Below are 17560 nucleotides of genomic sequence, written 5' to 3'. Positions count from 1 at the left end.
CAGACAGGTACTAAACGGACAGTTGCCATGAATGACGGTTCGTCACGTCCGATTAACGAACACCTCCCCCCTCCGGCGACTACGCGCGTTGACGACTCACCGTCACAGAAACGGACCGGCCGGCGCCCCGTGCGGGGCGCCGGCCGGTCCGGTGTTACGGGGTGGTTCAGGCCTTCTTGGCCCGCGAGGCGGTGCGGCCGCGCTCCTTGGCGTCCAGGACGACCTTGCGGATGCGCACGGTCTCCGGGGTGACCTCGATGCACTCGTCCTCGCGGCAGAACTCCAGGCTCTGCTCCAGCGAGAGCTTGCGCGGCGGGACGATCGACTCGGCCACGTCCGCGTTCGAGGAACGCATGTTGGTGAGCTTCTTCTCCTTGGTGATGTTCACGTCCATGTCGTCGGCGCGCGAGTTCTCGCCGACGATCATGCCCTCGTACACCTCGGTGCCGGGGTCGGTGAACAGCACGCCGCGCTCCTGCAGGTTGGTCATCGCGAAGGCGGTGACCACACCGGAGCGGTCGGCCACCAGCGAACCGTTGTTACGGGTCGTCAGGTTGCCGAACCACGGCTCGTGGCCCTCGTGGATCGAGTGCGCGATGCCGGTGCCGCGGGTGTTGGTGAGGAACTCGGTGCGGAAGCCGATCAGGCCGCGGGACGGCACCACGAACTCCATCCGGACCCAGCCCGAGCCGTGGTTGGACATGTTGTCCATCCGGCCCTTGCGGACGCCCATCAGCTGGGTGACGGCACCCATGTGCTCCTCGGGCACGTCCACCGTGAGGCGCTCGACCGGCTCGTGGGTCTTGCCGTTGACCTCCTTGGTGACGACCTGGGGCTTGCCGACGGTCAGCTCGAAGCCTTCCCGGCGCATGGTCTCGATCAGGATGGCCAGCGCCAGCTCACCGCGGCCCTGCACCTCCCAGGCGTCCGGACGCTCGGTCTCCAGCACGCGGAGCGAGACGTTACCGATCAGCTCGCGGTCCAGGCGGTCCTTCACCTGACGGGCGGTCACCTTGCGGTCGACCTTGCCGGCGCCGGCCTTGGCGTCGGCGCCCTTGCCGGAGCCGCCCTTGCCGACCAGCGGCGAGGTGTTGGTGCCGATGGTCATCGAGATGGCGGGCTCGTCGACCGTGATCAGCGGCAGCGCGATCGGGTTCTCCGGGTCGGCCAGGGTCTCGCCGATCATGATCTCGGAGATGCCCGAGACGGCGCAGATGTCACCGGGGCCGGCCACCTCGGCCGGCTTGCGGGTGAGCGCCTCGGTCATCAGCAGCTCGGTGATGCGGACGCTGGAGATGGAGCCGTCGCGCTTGATCCAGGCCACGGTCTGGCCCTTGCGCAGCTCGCCCTGCTCGACGCGGAGCAGCGCGATGCGGCCGAGGAAGTTGTCGGCGTCCAGGTTGGTGACGTGGGCCTGGAGCGGGGCGTCCTCGTCGTAGGTCGGGGCCGGGACGTGCTCCAGCAGGGTGGAGAAGAACGGCTCCAGGTTCTCGGAGTCGGCCGGCACGGTGCCGTTCTCCGGCTTGGTCAGCGAGGCGACGCCGTCACGGGCACAGGCGTAGACGATCGGGAACTCGATCTGGTCCTCGTCCGCGTCCAGGTCCAGGAACAGGTCGTAGGTCTCGTTGATGACCTCGTCGATCCGGGCGTCCGGGCGGTCGGTCTTGTTGATGCAGAGGATGACGGGCAGCCGCGCGGTGAGCGCCTTGCGGAGCACGAAGCGGGTCTGCGGCAGCGGGCCCTCGGAGGCGTCGACCAGCAGCACGACGGCGTCGACCATGGACAGGCCGCGCTCGACCTCGCCACCGAAGTCGGCGTGGCCGGGGGTGTCGATGATGTTGATGGTGATCGGGGCCCCGCCGTCCTTGGGGTGGTACTTGACGGCGGTGTTCTTCGCGAGAATGGTGATGCCCTTCTCGCGCTCGAGGTCGTTCGAGTCCATCATCCGGTCGTCCAGCTGCTGGTGGGCGGCGAAGGCACCGGCCTGCTTCAGCATGGCGTCGACGAGGGTGGTCTTCCCGTGGTCGACGTGGGCGACGATGGCAACGTTGCGGATGTCATTACGCGTGGGCATGCTGAGCGGATTCTCCCGGAATCGTGGGTTGCGGCGCCCGGCTGCGTCAGACCCCGCCTGCTACTACCGGTCCACCCGCCGGGGCACGACATGCCACGGCTTCCTCCTATGGTACGTGGAACCCCGCAGCGAGGCCGAAACGGGCAGGCCCGTACGGGCCCGGTCCCGGATCGGCCGCCGTTCTTCCCCTGCCGTTGGCGTGCTGTTCAACGTGGTCGGGCGAGCGATCACCGGCTCGCTCGGACACCCGCCGGTCCGGAGCCGCGCCACCGGTCCGGAGCCGTCCACCCGGGCCGAGGTCCCCGCCGAGCGGGCCCGGGGGCCTGCGGTGGAGCGCCGGGGCGTGGCGGCGTGTCAGAGGGCCAGCTCGAACCAGACGATCTTGCCCTTGGGGGTGCGGCGGCTGCCCCAGCGTTCGGCCAGCAGGCTGACCAGCTGGAGGCCGCGGCCGCCCTCGTCGGTCTCCTGGGCGCGGCGCTGGCGGGGCTGGGCGTAGCCGTCGTCCCAGACCTCGCAGACCACGGTGCGGTCGCGCAGCAGCCGGAGCCGGATCTCGCCGTGGCCGTGCCGCAGCGCGTTGGTGACCAGCTCGCTGACCAGCAGCTCGGTGGTGTCCACCAGCTCGTCCAGACCGCGCACCAGCAGCCAGGAGCAGGCGAGCTCGCGGGCCTTGCCGACGGAGGTGAGCTCGGCGGGGAGCCTCCAGTCGCCCACCGAGTCCTCGGGGAGCGCCTGGACCTTGGCCATCAACAGCGCGATGTCGTCCTCGCCGTGATGGGGGATCAGCTCGTCCAGCACCTCGTCGCAGAGCCGCTCCAGCTCGCGGGAGCCGCCGTTGAGGGCCGTCCGGAAGGCCCGCAGGCCCTCGTCCAGCTGGTGCTTGCGGGACTCCACCAGGCCGTCGGTGTAGAGGCCGAGCACGGCGCCGTCCGGCAGCGTGACCTCGACCTCCTCGAAGGGCTCGCCGCCGACGCCGAGCGGCAGGCCGGGCGGCACCTCCAGCATCCGGGCCGGCTCGTCGGGGGCGAGCAGCACCGGCGGCAGGTGGCCCGCGTTGGCGAAGACGCAGCGCTGCTTGACGGCGTCGTAGACCGCGTAGACGCAGGTGGCGAGGTAGACCTCGACCTCCTCGCCGGGCACGGTGGGCTCGCCGCCGAGGCCGCGGGCGATCTCGTCCAGGGCGGAGAGCACCTCGGCCGGGTCGAGGTCGAGCATGGCCAGGGTGCGGACGGCGGTGCGGAGTTGGCCCATCGCGACGGCGGCCCGCAGGCCGCGGCCCATCACGTCGCCGATCACCAGCGCGGTGCGGCTGCCGGGCAGCGGGATGACGTCGAACCAGTCGCCGCCGACCTCGGTGTTGTTGTTGCTGGGCAGGTAGCGGCGGGCGATCTCCAGGCCGCTGGCGGCCGGCTTGCCCGGGGGTAGCAGGCTGCGCTGGAGGATCAGCGCGCGCTCGTGCTCGCGGCGGTAGAGCCGGGCGTTGTCGACGCAGACGGCGGCGCGGGCGACCAGCTCCTCGGCGATCGCCACGTCCCGGGCGTCGAAGGGCTCGCTGCCGATCGCGCGGGAGAGCTGGACCAGGCCGAGCACCTGGTCACGGGCGACCAGCGGGACCACCAGGGTGGAGCGCAGCAGCGGGTCCGGGCCGGGCTGCGGGACGACGCTGCGGCCGGTGCGCAGGGCCCGGGCGTGCGGGGAGCGGCGGGGGTAACAGAGCGAGCCGCCGGCCTCGGCGACCGGGACGGCGCCCTCGGCGCCCAGCACGCTGGAGGCGCCGCCGACCACGCTGGAGACGGCCACCCGGCGCAGCTCGCCGGAGCCGTCCGAGGCGCCGGGCCCGGCGGTCGGGCCGGAGTCGCCGGAGAGCAGGGCGGTGTACAGGTCGACGGTGGCCAGGTCGCAGAACTGCGGGACGATCACGTCCAGCAGCTCCTTGGCGGTGGTCTCCAGGTCGAGGGTGGAGCCGATGTGGGTGGAGGCCTCGTTGAGCAGCGCCAGGCTGCGGCGCACTCCGGCGGCCTCCCGCTCGGCGATGTGACGGCTCGTCACGTCCAGCACCTGGCCGGCCACGCCCATCGGGTGGCCGTTGGCACCGTTCAGCCGGTAGAGCGAGATGGCCCAGCGGCGGCCGCCGTCCCGGGACTGCACGGTGGCGGTGCGCGGGACCGCGCCGGTGAACCGCAGGTCGACGATGGGCCCGCCGCCGCCGAGCACCTTGCGCAGGGCGACCATCAGCCGGTCGGCCTCGCCGGGCAGGAAGAGGTCGTACGGGGAGAGGCCGGGCAGCTCGCAGGCGGGCAGGCCCACGGCGGTGGCGAAGGCCTGGTTGACCCGCTGGAGGCGCAGCTCGTTGTCGAAGAGGAAGAAGCCGGTCGGGGTCTGCCCGAAGACCGCCTCGGAGGCGGCCAGGTCGGTCTCGATCCGGCGCAGCCGGCCGAGGTCCACGGCCAGGCAGGTGGCGCCGCCGGGGGTGCCGCTGTCCGGCATCACGTAGAGCTCGGCCAGGCCCTCGGCGCCGGTGGCGTCCTTGTACGGGGCGGTGCCGACCCACTCCTCGCCGGAGAGGATGGCCTCCATCCGGGCCCGGCCGCGCTGCCAGAGCTCACGGGGCATCAGGGTGGTGACCGGGTCGGTGCCGACCGCCTCCTCGGCGGGGACGCCGAAGAACTCGGCGGCGCGGCCGCTCCACTGGGTGATCCGGCCGTCCGGGCCGATCGCGAAGGTGGCGACCCGGATGTAGTCGTAGATCGAACCGGCCTTGCCCTGGACGTCCCAGTCGTCGGCCGGGCGGCCGCCCAGCGAGGGACCCGCGTGCACGCCGCTTCTCGGACCGGCGACGCCCGCCGCACCGCTGCCCGCACCACCGCTCGGCTGACCGGGCACGGCCGCATGGCCGCTGCCGCTCGACGTCTTCCACGCCGGGATGCTGTTCAACGGTCCGATCCCCTCCAACCCGCGCCCATCCGGATGTCGAGAACACCGAGTATTCATCATCCGGGGGCGGGCGCACACGTCCCCAACATCACAAAACGGCTCAGCCTTCCGCTTCCCCGTCCCCCTTACCCGGGAGCGCCTGTTCGAACCGCCCCGGGAGCGGGTCTCCTCCGGCCCGCTCCACCGCGATCACCTGCGACGATGCCCGGTCGCCGGATCCGGTCAGCCGAGGTGGTCGTCCATGGGGTCGAGCTCGAACCAGACGACCTTCCCCATGCCCTCGGCGCGCGCGCCCCAGCGCAGAGCGAGACGGCGTACCAACTCCAGGCCGCGGCCGCCCTCGTCGGCCTCGGCGGCGTGCCGCTCGCGGGGCGGATCGGGCAGCGGGTCGGAGATCTCCACCAGCAGGGTGTCGCCGAGCGTGAGCCGGACCCCGATCGGCGCCGAGGCGTACCGGACCGAGTTGGTGACCAGTTCGCTGACCAGCAACTCGGCGGTGTCGGTGAGGTGTTCCACCCCCCAGTCGGTCAGCGCGCCACGGACCAGCCGGCGGGCCCGGGAGACGGCGGTGGGCTCCGCGGGGAGGGTCCAGCCCGCGGTGGGGGTGCCGGACTGACCCCGGCTCAGCCGCGCCACCAGCAGCGCCACGTCGTCCGGCTCCCGGCCCTGCTCCATGGTGTCGAGCACCGCCTCACAGGCCTGCTGGATCGACGGGTAGGGCTGTTCCAGCACGGTCAGCAGCCGGCCGAGGCCGACGTCCAGGTCCTTGTCCCGGGACTCCACCAGACCGTCGGTGCACAGCGCCAGCAGGCTGCCCTCGGGGATGTCCAGCTCGATCGACTCGAAGGGCACCCCGCCCACCCCGAGCGGGGCGCCGGAGGGCAGGTCGAGCACCTGGCCGACGCCGCCGAGCAGCGGGCCGCCCGTGCGGACCGGCTCCTCGCCGGGCTCCTTGGGCACCACCAGCACCGGCGGGATGTGCCCGGCCTTGGCCGCCACCAGTCGCCGGGTGGCCGGGTCGAAGACCGCGTACACGCAGGTGGCGAGCAGCGCCTCGTCCGGGCCCTGGGCCAGGTCGTCGGCCAGCTCGTGGACGTGCCGCAGCAGGATCTCCGGCGGCAGGTCGAGCCCGGCCAGGGTGCGGACCGCGGTGCGCAGCCGGCCCATCGTGGCGGCGGCCCGCAGGCCGTGGCCCATCACGTCGCCGACCACCAGCGCGGTGCGGCCGTCGGGCAGCGGGATGACGTCGAACCAGTCGCCGCCGACCTCGGTGCCGCTGCTGCCGGGCACGTAGCGGTAGGCCACCTCGACCCCGGCGGGCTGCGGCACCTGCTGGGGCAGCAGGGTGCGCTGCAGGGTCAGCGCGGCGGTCCGCTCGCGGGCGTACAGCCGGGCGTTGTCCAGCGAGCTGCCGGCCCGGTCGGCGAGCTCCACGGTGAAGGCCAGGTCGTCCCGGTCGAAGCCCTCGCGGTAGCCGGCCCGGCTCACCGCGAGCAGGCCGATCACGATGCCGCGGGCGCGCAGCGGGACCACCAGCCGGGAGTGCACGCCGAGGTCGTGGGCGGCCTGCACCTTGGGGTCGCCCGGGTAGGTGAGGTCGCTCAACTCCTCCGGGTTGGAGAGGAGTTCGGGCACACCGGTGCGGAGCACCCGGCCGAAGGCGGAGTCCTCGGCGAAGGTGATCCGGGCTCCCCGGCGGAGCATCACCTCCACTTCGGAGGAGTCCTGCACGGCGGCGGTGCCGAGCTGGAGCAGCGAGGTGCGTCGATCGTGGCCGTGCCGGGGCAGGTCGTCGCCGTGGGCCACCGCCTGCAGCAGGATCACCGCCGCGTAGTCGGCCAGCCGGGGCACCACCGCGGTGGCCAGTTCCTGGGCGATCCGGCCGGCGTCCAGCAGGTCGCCGACCCGGGAGCCGAACTCGTTCAGCAGCGAGAGCCGGCGGCGGGCGTGCTCCACCTTGGCCACCGCGCGGTACCGCTCGGTCACGTCCATCACGGTGCCGGAGATGCCCAGCACCCGGCCGGCCCGGTCGGTCATCCGGCTGTAGGAGATCGAGCGGAAGCCCGAACGGGCCGTCACCGGCGAGGCCAGCGTGACGTCCACCACCGGCTCGCCGGTGGCCAGCACCTGGCGCTGGATCGCGGTGATCTCGTCCGCCGCCCGCTCGGGCAGCGTCTCGCCGGTGGTGCGGCCGACGTGCTCCTCGGGCGGCAGGCCGTTCATCTCGGCCATGGTCCGGTTGACCGCGGTGTAGCGCAGCTCGGTGTCCAGGATCACGATGCCCAGCGGGGACTGCTCGAACAGCGCGTCCCGGACCGCCAGGTCGTGCTCCACCGCCTGGAGGGTGGCCGCCTCGGCCAGCGCCACCTGGAGGAACGGGGTGCCGTCGCCGTCCACCAGCAGGGAGATCCGCGCCTCCACCGGGACTTCGCCGTCGTCCCGGTGGCGCAGCTGGGTCCAGCCGTGCCAGCGGCCGGTGCGCAGGGTCTCCTGGATCGCCGCCTTCACCCGGAGGACCAGGTCCTGATCCTCCATCAACTCCTCGATCCTCCGGCCCACCAGCAGCTCGCTCGGCCAGCCGAGCAGCTCCTCGGCGGCCGGGCTCCACAGCACCACCCGGCCCGCGGTGTCCAGGATCGCGATGGCCACCTTCACCACGTCGAAGAGGCTGCCCTCGGGGCGCTCGCCGACCCGGGGCCGCCGGTCGGTGCCGGGCCCGCCCGGGTACGGGGCGCTCGGCGCGCCGCGGACGCCGCCCAGCCGGGGGTCGGCCGGGGCCGACGGGGGCTGGAGGAGGTGCTGCGGCCGGTCCGCCGCGGAGCGCTTGGGCGTCAGACGGCGGAGCCGGGCCCGGGCCGAGGCACTGCCGATGCTCCGGGGGCGCGGGGAGCCGCTCAGCCCGCGCCGTGCGGCGCCGTCAGCCGACGGCTGCTCGCCCTCGCCGAATCCCGTGCTCGACACCGACCGCCTCACCTATGGTGACGAATACCGCCGAAAAGTGACATACCCATCAGAACGCCCAGGCTACCCCGGGGAGCGAGGCGGCTTGTCCGATTGGCCTACCTGGCCCAACGGACGGGTCGTCAGGCGGTACCGGTACGGGGGCGGGGTGTGTCAGGTCGGCGGTGCGGCCGGCCACGCTGACCCGCCCTCAGGCCAGCAGGGCGGCGAGGTGGGGCAGCACCTCGCGGTCGTGCTCCAGCCAGGTGACCTGGTCCAGCTCGGCCGGGCCGAGCCAGCGCAGCTCGTCGTGGTCCTCCAGCGGGCGGGGCTCACCCTCGATCAGCTCGGCGGTCCACAGGCGCAGTTCGAGCCCGGGGCGCACCTGCCACCTGCCGGGCAGCCGGCCGAGGGCGCGGGCCTCGACGCCCAGCTCCTCGCGCAGCTCGCGCTCCAGCGCCTGCTCCTCGGTCTCCCCCGCCTCGACCTTCCCACCGGGGAACTCCCAGTAGCCCGCGACCGCCGCGGGCGCGCTGCGCCGGGCGGCCAGCACCCGCCCGCGGTGGACGAGGGCCCCGCCGACGACGATCCGGATGTCCATGGGCTTCTCCATGGACACCGACCCTACTGACCGTCCGGCTCGACCCAGTACAGCTGCTTGTGCCCCCGGGCCTCGAACTCCTCCGCCAGCGCCTCGGCCTCCGGCCGGGTCAGTCCCTTGGCGACCAGGGCCCGGTTGCCGTTGTCGTCCTGCCGCATCACCCGGTGCGTACCGCCACCCGCGCCCTCGCTCCCCATGGGCCTCACCCTAACGAGCGCCGCGCGGGCGGCACCACGGGCGGGTGGTGGGGCGTGGGCGGTGGGCGTGGGCGGTGGGCGGCTGACGTCGGGCGGGCGCCCCGGTCCGGTGGGGGGCGGACCGGGGCGTGGTGCTCCGCGAACGCTACGAGCCGACTGCTACCGGTGGGTACGGCGGCGGTTAACGGGAGGTAAGCGGTACGGGCTGAGCGGGCGTCAGCCGGACCACGGGCTCCCCTCGCGCCGCTCCCGCCCCGGCCGCCCCACCCCCGCAGGGACCAAGGTCTGGCCGGGTGCGGGCCCTGCGCCTCTGCTCCGACGGCCGGGGGCTCACTAGCGTCACAGGCACGGAGGCCCGCTCCCCCGGGCCTCCGGCCGGAGAGGAGCGCCCCATGCCCGCACCCGTTGTCCCCGCCGACGCGCCCGCCGAAGCACTCGCCGACGTGCCCGCTGGCGGGCCCACCGGCGGGGCAGCCGACGTGCCCGCCGGGCCGGCCCGCGGCCGGATGCCGCGCCGCCGCCGGGTGCTGGCCGGCTCGTTCGCCGCCGGGCTGCTCGCCGTCAGTCTGGCCGGGTGCGGCGGGGCCGCCGAGGGGCAGTCTTCCTCGGCCGCCGGCGAGCGGACCACCGTCCAGCCGAAGGCGCTGCCCGCCGCCGAGGCGACCACGCTCTCCCAACTCCCGGCCCGGCTCGGGGCGGACGGCACCACGGTGGTGGTCGGCGACCCGGACGCCCGGCACACCGTGCAGGTCTACGCCGACTTCCGCTGCCCCTACTGCGCGAAGTTCGAGGCGGCGGCGGGCGAGCTGCTGGCCTCGGCCGCGGCCAAGGGCGAGCTGCGGATCGAGTACACCCTGGCCTCCTTCCTGGACGGCAAGCTCGGCGGCGAGGGCTCGGTGAAGGCGGTGAACGCCGCCCGGGCCGCGCTGGAGGCCGGGAAGTTCCCGGAGTACCACGCCGCGCTGTTCGCCAACCAGGCGGCCGAGGAGCGGACCGACGTCTTCACCGACCGGTTCCTGCTCGAACTCGCCTCCGGTGTCCCGGGGTTGCGCAGCGACACCTTCGACCGGGCGGTGGAGGGCATGGCCCACCGGAGCTGGGCCTCAGCCGCCGAGCACGCCTTCGAGCAGTCCGGGGTCGGCAGCACGCCGACCGTGGTGGTGGACGGGCAGCGGATCACCGACGGCTCCCGCTACGACCGGGCGGCCTTCGCCGAGGTGCTGGAGCGGGCCGGCGTCCAGCTCTGACCCTCCGGCGCCACCTCTCCCTACCACTCCTTGCGGGCCAGCAGCTCCCCGTGCAGCACCGCGAACCAGCCGTCCGGCTCGGCCGCCCAGCGCCGCCAGCCCTCGGCGATCCGCACCAGGTCCTCCGCACTCGCGAACCCCCGCCCGACCGCCGTCGCGGCGGTGGCGGACCCCTCGGTGCGCTCCGCCCAGGTGCCGCCCCACCACTCGCGCCGCTCCGGAGTGGCGAAGGTCCAGGTCGCGGTGGAGGCGGCCAGCTCGGTGAAGCCGGCCTCCCGGGCCCAGGCGGTCAGCCGGCGGCCCGCGTCCGGCTCGCCGCCGTTGGCCCGGGCGATCCGCCGATAGAGCGCCAACCACTCGTCCAGCTCGGGCAGTTCGGGGTACCAGGCCATCGCCGCGTAGTCCGCGTCCCGGACCGCCACCACCCCGCCCGGCGCCGTCACCCGGCGCAGCTCGCGCAGCACCGCCACCGGGTCGGCCACGTGCTGCAGCACCTGGTGCGCGTGCACCACGTCGAACTCCCCGTCCGCGTACGGCAGTCGGTGCGCGTCGGCGGTCTCGAAGACGATGTTGCCCAGCCCCTGCTCCGCCGCGTGGGCGGCCGCCTCGGCCAGCACCTGCGGCTCACGGTCCACCGCCACCACCCGACCCTCGGGGCCGACCAGCCGGGCCAGGTCCGCGGTGATCGTCCCGGGGCCGCACCCGATGTCCAACAGCCTCTGGCCGGGCCGGAGTTCGGGCAGCAGGTAGGCCGCCGAATCGGCGGCCGTGCGGGAGCGGTGCGAGCGCAGCACCGACTCCTGATGGCCGTGGGTGTAGGCGTTCTGACGGTCACTCACGGGAGGTCCCCCTCGACTCCGGGCGACCGGTCAGCCGCCGTGGCGAGCGTACGACACCGTCTCGCTCTCCGAGAAGTTCTTTCTCTCATCCTGAGACAGGCCTCGTAAGCCCTGGCCCCTGGCAGGCGATTTCGCGAGAATCGGAGCCATGGGAAAGACATACGAACGCATCGACGGCCGCCTGCGGAAGTTCATCGAGGCCCAGCCGGTCTTCTTCACGGCCACCGCCCCGCTCGCGGCCGACGGGCACGTCAACCTCTCCCCCAAGGGCCGCTCCGGCACCCTGGCCATCATCGACGAACTCACCCTGGCCTACCTGGACTTCGGCGGCTCCACCGCCGAGACCATCGCCCATCTGCGGGAGAACGGCCGGATCACCCTGATGTGGTGCGCCTTCGACGGCCCGCCCACCGTGGTGCGGGTGCACGGCCGGGGCGAGCCGGTCTTCCGCGACGACCCGCGCTTCGCCGAACTGCTCGGCCACTTCCCGCCGGAGGCCGACGGCAGCGCGCTGCGCGCGATCGTCCTGGTGCACGCCACCCGGGTCAGCGACTCCTGCGGCTTCGCCGTCCCGCTGATGGACTTCCGCGAGGACCGCGCGCTGCACGCCCAGTACTTCGACCGCAAGACGGACGAGGAGTTCGCGGTCTACTGCGAGGGCAAGCCCTACGTGCCGGTCAGCGTGGACGGGCTGCCCGCCCTCCCGATGCCGCTGCCGCCCCGGCCGTGAACCCTTCGCCGCCCGGGCCTCCCCGGGCGGCGCCCCGCTCCGCCCCTCATCCGATCTCGAGCACCAGGCCGCCGTCCGCCGCCGCGACCACCCGGACCTGCTCCAGGGTGTCCACGTGCACCGTCGGCCCGAAGGCGGCCGCGCGCGGGCCCACGCCGACCACCCGCATCCCGGCCGCCTTCCCCGCCTGGACGCCGGCCTCCGAATCCTCGAACACCACGCAGTCCGCCGGGTCGACCCCGAGCCCGGCCGCCCCCTTCAGGAAGCCCTCCGGGTCCGGCTTGCTGGCCCCCACCGACTCGGCCGTCACCATCAGCTCCGGCAGCGGCAGCCCCGCCGCACCCATCCTGGCCCGGGCCAGCACCTCGTCCGCCGAGGTCACCAGCGCGTGCGGCCGCCCCGCCAGCGCGGCCAGGAAGACCGCCGCCCCCGGCACCTCCACCACGCCGTCGACGTCCGCGGTCTCCTCGGCCAGCATCCGCCGGTTGTCCGCGAGGTTCTCCTCCATCGGGCGCTCCGGCAGCAGGATCGACATCGACAGGTGCCCCTGCCGGCCGTGCACCACGCTCATCGCGTGGTCACCGTCAATGCCGTGCTCCGCCGCCCAGCGACGCCAGCAACGCTCGACCGCCGCCTCGGAGTTGACCAGCGTGCCGTCCATGTCGAGCAGCAGGGCGCGGGCGGGCAGGGTCACGGGCATCGGAAACTCCTCCGAACGGGTGTACGTACCCCCAGGCTACAAAACCCGGGCATACGACCACACATCACCCGTCCTCACCCCAACAGGTGCGCGTTCACCGCCCGCGCCTCCGCCGCCAGCTCCGGCAGCTCCACCACCTCGACGCCCGCCGCCTCCAGCAGCGCCGTCCCCTGACACGCCGTCACGAACAGGTCCGGCTCCCGCCAGGCCACCACCACCCGCGGCACCCCCGCCGCCACGATCAGCTCCGCACAGGTCCGCGGCCGCGAGGCCCGCTCCCCGCACGGCTCCAAGGAGCTGTACACCGTCGCCCCGCGCAGCCGCTCGTCCCCCACCGCCAACTTCGCCAGCGCCGCCTCCTCCGCATGGTCGTGCGGCGCCGTCTCCCGGCTGTACCCCTCCGCCAGCACCTCGCCGTCCGCACCGACGATCACCGCCCCCACCGAGAACGCGGTCTCCGACGGCGGACACTTCCGCGACAACGCCACCGCCCGCGCCAGCCACTCCAGATCCGTCTTCACCCTGTTGCCTCCTCCACCGCGCGCACCCCGCCGGCACCGCGCGGCTCACCGTACGTCACCCCGGCTCACCGGTCGTTCCACTCGCAGGCGACACCGTCCGCGTCCCCGTCCAGCCCCGGCCGGTAGCCGGGCTGCCCGGCCAGGAACGGCCCGGCCCCTGCCCGCTCCGCCTCGGCGCAGCTGCGCCAGTACCGGACGGCCGCCCACCCACCGGTCTGCCGCACCTCCGCACCGGTGATCACTCCGTCCCGGACGATGTAGGTGCCCTCGAAGAGCTTTGCGGTCCCGTCCGTCTGGAGCGCCACCAGGCTCATCGCGACCGTCGAGCCGTTGCTGGACAGCACTGTCAGGTCGTCCGCCAGCAGGCCGTCGAAGGCCTCCACGAATGCCGGGTAGCTCCGGGCCAGGTTGCGGCCGCCCAGCTCCCAGGCGGTCTGCCAGTCCCGGGCGTTGATCGCCGCGTAGTACCGCTCCACCACGGCCCGCGCCGACGGCCCGACGGCGGTCGGCGACGCGACGGTCCTGGCGGTGCTGCTCGCCCCGGCACTCACAGTCGCGGTGGCGTTGGCGGTCACCAGTTCGGTGGCCGTCGCCGTGACGGTGGGCCGCTCGGTCACCGTCACCACCTCCGTGGGAGCGGTCGTCGCTGACCGGGAGGCCGAGGTCCTGCCACCGGCCACGGACTGCCCCTCGGGTGAGGATCCGTCACAGGCAGCCAGCCCGATCCCCAGGGCCAGCACCGCGACTGCCATCAACGGACGCCGACGCATCACGCCCTCCGAGCCGCCCACGCGCCGACCGCCGGCCGGTCCGACGGACCGTGGCGGGCTTCCACCGCCCATCGTCCTCCGCCACACCGAGTCCGGCACGGGCGCTCCGAACCGTGCGCCGTGCACCGACACCCACCGGCCCTTCGGTCCGTGCACGCGCGACCGCGGCGAGGTTGGCCGCCCGCCACTGCAGGAGGCCGTTGTGTACACATGGGACACTCGGTACGCTTGGGCGCATGACGCAGCCACTGCCCATAGAGTCCATCCGCGACGTGCGCGCGCATCTGGCCGAGGTCGTGGAGCGCGCGGACCGGGACGACGTGCCCACCGTGATCACGCGCCGCGGCAAGGAAGTCGCCGCCGTCGTCTCCATCGAGGTGCTGCGCAAGTACCAGGAGTGGGAGGAGCGCGAGATCAACCGGATCATCGACGAGCGCATGGCCAACCCCGCACCCGGTATCCCGCTCGAGGACGTCATAAGGGAGACCCTGGCGCGCGGTGAGTGAGTACCGAACCGTCTTCCGCCCCGAAGCCCAGGCCGAGCTCCGGAAGATCCCCCGCGACGTGGCCCTGCGCATCCTGGCCAAGCTGACCGAGCTCGAATCCGACCCGTTCGGCTTCAACACCACCGCCCTGGTGTCCCGGCCCGACCGTCGCCGCCTGCGAGTCGGCGACTACCGCGTCGTCTACACGGTCGACAACGGGGAACTGGTCGTCTGGGTGGTTCACGTGGGGCGCCGGTCCACCGTCTACGGGACCTGATCGCCGCTGACCCCGCATCAGAACGTCCACGACGACGAAGGGGCCGGGCTCCACAGAGCCCGGCCCCTTCTCGACACCACGTTGGACTAGACGTTGAAGCGGAACTCCACGACGTCGCCGTCCTGCATGACGTACTCCTTGCCCTCGATGCGGGCCTTGCCCTTGGCGCGGGCCTCGGCGATGGAGCCGGTCTCGACCAGGTCGTGGAAGGAGATGACCTCGGCCTTGATGAAGCCCTTCTGGAAGTCGGTGTGGATGACACCGGCGGCCTCGGGGGCGGTGGCGCCCTTCTTGATGGTCCAGGCCCGGGTCTCCTTGGGGCCGGCCGTCAGGTAGGTCTGCAGGCCGAGGGTGTCGAAGCCGACGCGGCCGAGGGTGGCCAGGCCGGGCTCCTCCTGGCCCATGGACTGGAGGAGCTCGAGGGCCTCGGCGTCGTCGAGCTCGATCAGCTCGGACTCGATCTTGGCGTTGAGGAAGATGGCCTCGGCGGGGGCGACCAGGGCGCGCTGGGCGTCCTTGAAGTCCTCGTCGGCCAGCTCGTCCTCGTCCACGTTGAAGACGTAGAGGAAGGGCTTGGCGGTGAGGAGGTGGAGCTCGCGCACCAGGGAGATGTCGAAGCCGGCCTCGAAGAGGGTCTTGCCGGTCTCCAGGATGGCCTGGGCCTCCTTGGCCGCGGCGAGGACGGCCACGGTGTCCTTCTTGAGGCGGGCCTCCTTCTCCAGGCGGGGGAGGACCTTCTCGATCGACTGGAGGTCGGCGAGGATCAGCTCGGTGTTGATGGTCTCGATGTCGTCCTTGGGCGAGACCTTGCCGTCGACGTGGACGACGTCCGGGTCGCTGAACGCCCTGATGACCTGGCAGATGGCGTCCGACTCGCGGATGTTGGCGAGGAACTTGTTGCCCAGGCCCTCGCCCTCGCTGGCGCCGCGCACGATGCCGGCGATGTCGACGAAGTCGACGGTGGCCGGGAGGATCTTCTGGGAGCCGAAGATCTCGGCCAGCTTCTGCAGGCGCGGGTCCGGGACGCCGACGACGCCGACGTTGGGCTCGATGGTGGCGAACGGGTAGTTGGCCGCCAGCACGTCGTTCTTGGTCAGGGCGTTGAACAGGGTCGACTTGCCGACGTTCGGCAGGCCGACGATTCCGATCGTGAGCGACATGAAGCGATGTCCCGGGGCTTGGAGGGCGTGGAGCGGACCGGACGGGCCGGACCGATCCCCCAGTCTACGGGCCCGTGGGAGGGGGACCTCAGGCCGAGGGGGCGGGCTCCAGGAACTCCAGGCGGTTGCCGAAGGGGTCGGCGGAGTGGAAGCGGCGGTAACCGGGGAAGTTGTCGTCCCAGGTCACGGGGTGGCCGTGCTCGGCGAGGCGGGCGGCGAGGGCGTCCAGGTTGGTGATCAGGAAGCCGGGGTGGGCCTTGGGCGAGGCCTGGTGCTCGCCGACCGCGCCGAGGTGGACCTCCACCCCGCCGCCGCCGAACCAGCAGCCGCCGCGGGCCGCCAGGACCGGGGGCTTGGGCAGCTCGGTCAGTCCGAGCACCCCGCCCCAGAAGGCGCGGCAGGTCTCCTCGGAGCCCTTCGGCACGTCCAGCTGGACGTGGTGCAGACGGGCGAACCCGAACTCGGTCATGCTGCCTCCCCGTTGGGCAACGAACGATCACGAACGGCCCGCACACTACTCCGTTCGGGGACACGGTGGGAGGTCGCCGCGCCATTACACACTGTGGCGATGATCCGACCGTACGTTGGGCGGGTGGAGCAGAGCATCCGAACCCAGCCGCCAGGGCCCAGACGCCGACCGCCGAGCGGTCCGGGCGGGGCCGCCGTACCGGGACCCTCCGGTTCCCCCGAGTCGAGGGGCGGTGGGACGAGGGGCACCGGGCCCCGGAGCGGCGGGCCGCTCCGGCTGCCGATGCGGCTGGCCGCCCGGGCGCGGGGCGGAGGTGGCAACGGCAGCGGGGCCAACGGCGGGAGGAGCGGACCGCCGGCCCGGCTGACCGCCGTCGGGACGGGGTTGCTGGCCCTGGTCGGGACCTTGGTGGCGGCCGGGGCGGACCGGCTGGTGTTCGGCGGGCTCGGGGTGTTGTTCGGGCTCGGCTACGTCGCGGTGTGCTTCCAACTCGCCGTGCGGGTACGGCTGGCGGACCTGCCCGCGGCACCGATCAGCGGGCCGATCGCGTTCGCGGTGGCGCTGCTGGTCCTCGAACCGGTGGCGGCGCCGGGGGTGACCGGGCAGGTGGTGGGGCTGGCGAGCGGGCTGGCGCTGCGGGCGGGGTGGCTGTTCACCGGGACGGGGCTGGCGGCGGTGATCGTGGCCGCGCGGTTCCTGGCGCAGCGGCGGATCAGGCGGGCGCGGCGGGCCTCTTGAGGGTGCGTCAGGTCACGGCGAGGCAGCACTTGCAGGTGCTTGTCCGCGCCTGAGTGACGGGTTGTCGCCTTCCGCAGCGCGCAGTTCCTCGCGCCCCCGGGGTGGCCACTTTCGCCCCGAAGCTACCCCGCTGCGGCCGCCATCGCGGCGCCGACGATGCCGGCGTCGTTGCGCAGGACGGCCGGGACGACCTCGGCGGGGCGGTCGGCGAGGAGGGGGAGGAACTTGTCGTGCTTACGACTGACTCCGCCGCCGATCACGATCAGCTGCGGGGAGAAGAGCTTCTCCACCAGGTCGAGGTACTCGTCGACCCGGACCGCCCAGTCGGCCCAGCTGAGTTCGTGGCGCTCCCGGGCGGCCGAGGAGGCTCGGCGCTCGGCGTCCTTGCCGCGCAGTTCGAGGTGGCCGAGTTCGGTGTTGGGGACCAGGACGCCGTCGGAGAAGAGGGCGCTGCCGATGCCGGTGCCGAAGGTGAGGACCAGGACCACGCCGGAGCGGTCCCGCCCGGCGCCGTGACGGACCTCGGCGAGGCCGGCCGCGTCGGCGTCGTTGAGGACGGTGCAGGGGAGGTCGAGGCTCTCCCGGAAGAGCCCGGCCGCGTCGAGGCCGATCCAGTCCTTGGAGACGTTGGCGGCGGTCTGGATGCGGCCGTCGACCACCACCCCGGGGAAGGTGAGGCCGACCGGGCCCCGGTGGCCGAAGTGGGAGACCACCTCGTGGACGGCGGCGACCACCGATTCGGGGGTGGAGGGCTGAGGCGTCAGCACCTTGTGCCGCTCCTCCGCGAGCTGACCCCCGGTCAGGTCGACCGGGGCGCCCTTGATGCCCGAACCACCGATGTCCACACCGAAAACCGCCGCCACCGTCGCCCTCCAGGG

17 protein-coding genes are annotated in these 17560 nt (G+C 73.3%); 5 read left to right on the top strand and 12 right to left on the bottom strand.

What is annotated here, in order from left to right; genetic code table 11:
- Nucleotides 1–166: 166 nt before the first annotated feature.
- The 5 genes from typA to ABD946_RS10140 all read right to left on the bottom strand — a co-directional run bounded on the left by typA (nucleotide 167) and on the right by ABD946_RS10140 (nucleotide 8746).
- The gene (gene typA / locus ABD946_RS10160; protein WP_345282148.1) at nucleotides 167–2074 is read right to left on the bottom strand and encodes a translational GTPase TypA; all 1908 of its coding nucleotides are present in this window, start codon (nucleotides 2072–2074) and stop codon (nucleotides 167–169) included.
- Between the two features lie 354 nt (nucleotides 2075–2428).
- Complete coding sequence (locus tag ABD946_RS10155; RefSeq protein WP_425558576.1) at nucleotides 2429–5008, bottom strand: SpoIIE family protein phosphatase; 2580 nt, start codon at nucleotides 5006–5008, stop codon at nucleotides 2429–2431.
- A 222-nt stretch (nucleotides 5009–5230) separates the two neighbouring features.
- Complete coding sequence (locus tag ABD946_RS10150; protein ID WP_345282144.1) at nucleotides 5231–7969, bottom strand: SpoIIE family protein phosphatase; 2739 nt, start codon at nucleotides 7967–7969, stop codon at nucleotides 5231–5233.
- Between the two features lie 190 nt (nucleotides 7970–8159).
- Entirely contained in the window at nucleotides 8160–8549 is a 390-nt protein-coding gene (locus ABD946_RS10145) for a (deoxy)nucleoside triphosphate pyrophosphohydrolase (protein ID WP_425558577.1), read from the bottom strand.
- 23 nt (nucleotides 8550–8572) lie between these two features.
- Nucleotides 8573–8746, bottom strand: a complete 174-nt coding sequence (locus tag ABD946_RS10140; RefSeq protein ID WP_345282140.1) for an SPOR domain-containing protein — start codon at nucleotides 8744–8746, stop codon at nucleotides 8573–8575.
- A gap of 392 nt (nucleotides 8747–9138) precedes the next feature.
- Here ABD946_RS10140 and ABD946_RS10135 point away from each other — a divergent pair, with 392 nt between their 5' ends.
- Nucleotides 9139–9993: a DsbA family protein gene (locus tag ABD946_RS10135; RefSeq protein WP_345282138.1), complete on the top strand. Its 855-nt coding sequence runs from the start codon at nucleotides 9139–9141 to the stop codon at nucleotides 9991–9993.
- Nucleotides 9994–10013: 20 nt separating this feature from the next.
- Here ABD946_RS10135 and ABD946_RS10130 read toward each other — a convergent pair whose 3' ends face one another.
- Nucleotides 10014–10832 carry a methyltransferase domain-containing protein gene (locus tag ABD946_RS10130; protein ID WP_345282136.1) on the bottom strand — a complete coding sequence of 273 codons (819 nt, stop codon included), beginning with the start codon at nucleotides 10830–10832 and terminating at the stop codon, nucleotides 10014–10016.
- A 148-nt stretch (nucleotides 10833–10980) separates the two neighbouring features.
- Between ABD946_RS10130 and ABD946_RS10125 the strand changes: the two genes are divergently transcribed.
- Nucleotides 10981–11562, top strand: coding sequence for a pyridoxamine 5'-phosphate oxidase family protein (locus ABD946_RS10125; RefSeq protein WP_345282134.1), 582 nt, complete (start codon nucleotides 10981–10983; stop codon nucleotides 11560–11562).
- Between the two features lie 46 nt (nucleotides 11563–11608).
- Here the strand turns inward: ABD946_RS10125 and ABD946_RS10120 are convergent, their stop codons facing one another.
- From ABD946_RS10120 to ABD946_RS10110, 3 genes are all read right to left on the bottom strand, one after another.
- Nucleotides 11609–12262, bottom strand: coding sequence for an HAD-IA family hydrolase (locus tag ABD946_RS10120; RefSeq protein WP_345282132.1), 654 nt, complete (start codon nucleotides 12260–12262; stop codon nucleotides 11609–11611).
- A gap of 74 nt (nucleotides 12263–12336) precedes the next feature.
- Nucleotides 12337–12783 (bottom strand): deaminase, encoded by a 447-nt coding sequence (locus ABD946_RS10115; protein ID WP_345282130.1) that lies wholly within the window; start codon nucleotides 12781–12783, stop codon nucleotides 12337–12339.
- 65 nt (nucleotides 12784–12848) lie between these two features.
- The gene (locus tag ABD946_RS10110) at nucleotides 12849–13400 is read right to left on the bottom strand and encodes an excalibur calcium-binding domain-containing protein (RefSeq protein WP_345282128.1); all 552 of its coding nucleotides are present in this window, start codon (nucleotides 13398–13400) and stop codon (nucleotides 12849–12851) included.
- Nucleotides 13401–13789: 389 nt separating this feature from the next.
- Between ABD946_RS10110 and ABD946_RS10105 the strand changes: the two genes are divergently transcribed.
- Together ABD946_RS10105 and ABD946_RS10100 are read left to right on the top strand one after the other, a co-directional pair.
- Nucleotides 13790–14059 (top strand): type II toxin-antitoxin system Phd/YefM family antitoxin, encoded by a 270-nt coding sequence (locus tag ABD946_RS10105; protein ID WP_345282127.1) that lies wholly within the window; start codon nucleotides 13790–13792, stop codon nucleotides 14057–14059.
- The gene (locus ABD946_RS10100; protein ID WP_345282126.1) at nucleotides 14052–14315 is read left to right on the top strand and encodes a type II toxin-antitoxin system RelE family toxin; all 264 of its coding nucleotides are present in this window, start codon (nucleotides 14052–14054) and stop codon (nucleotides 14313–14315) included. The genes ABD946_RS10105 and ABD946_RS10100 overlap by 8 nt, the downstream gene beginning before the upstream one ends.
- A gap of 86 nt (nucleotides 14316–14401) precedes the next feature.
- Here the strand turns inward: ABD946_RS10100 and ychF are convergent, their stop codons facing one another.
- Together ychF and ABD946_RS10090 are read right to left on the bottom strand one after the other, a co-directional pair.
- Complete coding sequence (gene ychF / locus ABD946_RS10095; RefSeq protein ID WP_345282124.1) at nucleotides 14402–15475, bottom strand: redox-regulated ATPase YchF; 1074 nt, start codon at nucleotides 15473–15475, stop codon at nucleotides 14402–14404.
- A gap of 88 nt (nucleotides 15476–15563) precedes the next feature.
- Nucleotides 15564–15944, bottom strand: a complete 381-nt coding sequence (locus ABD946_RS10090) for a VOC family protein (RefSeq protein ID WP_345282122.1) — start codon at nucleotides 15942–15944, stop codon at nucleotides 15564–15566.
- Between the two features lie 282 nt (nucleotides 15945–16226).
- On the opposite strand from ABD946_RS10090, the gene ABD946_RS10085 reads away from it, so the two are divergent.
- Entirely contained in the window at nucleotides 16227–16682 is a 456-nt protein-coding gene (locus ABD946_RS10085; RefSeq protein ID WP_345282120.1) for a DUF6542 domain-containing protein, read from the top strand.
- A gap of 122 nt (nucleotides 16683–16804) precedes the next feature.
- Here ABD946_RS10085 and ppgK read toward each other — a convergent pair whose 3' ends face one another.
- Complete coding sequence (ppgK, locus tag ABD946_RS10080; RefSeq protein ID WP_345282118.1) at nucleotides 16805–17545, bottom strand: polyphosphate--glucose phosphotransferase; 741 nt, start codon at nucleotides 17543–17545, stop codon at nucleotides 16805–16807.
- Between the last annotated feature and the right edge of the window lie 15 nt (nucleotides 17546–17560).

This window comes from Kitasatospora albolonga, assembly GCF_039535905.1.
In the GTDB taxonomy this organism is placed as follows: domain Bacteria; phylum Actinomycetota; class Actinomycetes; order Streptomycetales; family Streptomycetaceae; genus Kitasatospora; species Kitasatospora albolonga.
Note: the sequence above shows the minus strand (reverse complement) of the source record. Positions and strands in the feature narration are given on the sequence as shown.

What these genes read in the sequence shown, in the direction of transcription:
- typA (WP_345282148.1), bottom strand. Translation starts at nt 2,074, where the DNA reads ATGCCCACGCGTAATGACATCCGCAACGTTGCCATCGTCGCCCACGTC.
- ABD946_RS10145 (WP_425558577.1), bottom strand. Translation starts at nt 8,549, where the DNA reads ATGGACATCCGGATCGTCGTCGGCGGGGCCCTCGTCCACCGCGGGCGG.
- ABD946_RS10140 (WP_345282140.1), bottom strand. Translation starts at nt 8,746, where the DNA reads ATGGGGAGCGAGGGCGCGGGTGGCGGTACGCACCGGGTGATGCGGCAG.
- ABD946_RS10135 (WP_345282138.1), top strand. Translation starts at nt 9,139, where the DNA reads ATGCCCGCACCCGTTGTCCCCGCCGACGCGCCCGCCGAAGCACTCGCC.
- ABD946_RS10125 (WP_345282134.1), top strand. Translation starts at nt 10,981, where the DNA reads ATGGGAAAGACATACGAACGCATCGACGGCCGCCTGCGGAAGTTCATC.
- ABD946_RS10120 (WP_345282132.1), bottom strand. Translation starts at nt 12,262, where the DNA reads ATGCCCGTGACCCTGCCCGCCCGCGCCCTGCTGCTCGACATGGACGGC.
- ABD946_RS10105 (WP_345282127.1), top strand. Translation starts at nt 13,790, where the DNA reads ATGACGCAGCCACTGCCCATAGAGTCCATCCGCGACGTGCGCGCGCAT.
- ychF (WP_345282124.1), bottom strand. Translation starts at nt 15,475, where the DNA reads ATGTCGCTCACGATCGGAATCGTCGGCCTGCCGAACGTCGGCAAGTCG.
- ABD946_RS10090 (WP_345282122.1), bottom strand. Translation starts at nt 15,944, where the DNA reads ATGACCGAGTTCGGGTTCGCCCGTCTGCACCACGTCCAGCTGGACGTG.
- ABD946_RS10085 (WP_345282120.1), top strand. Translation starts at nt 16,227, where the DNA reads ATGCGGCTGGCCGCCCGGGCGCGGGGCGGAGGTGGCAACGGCAGCGGG.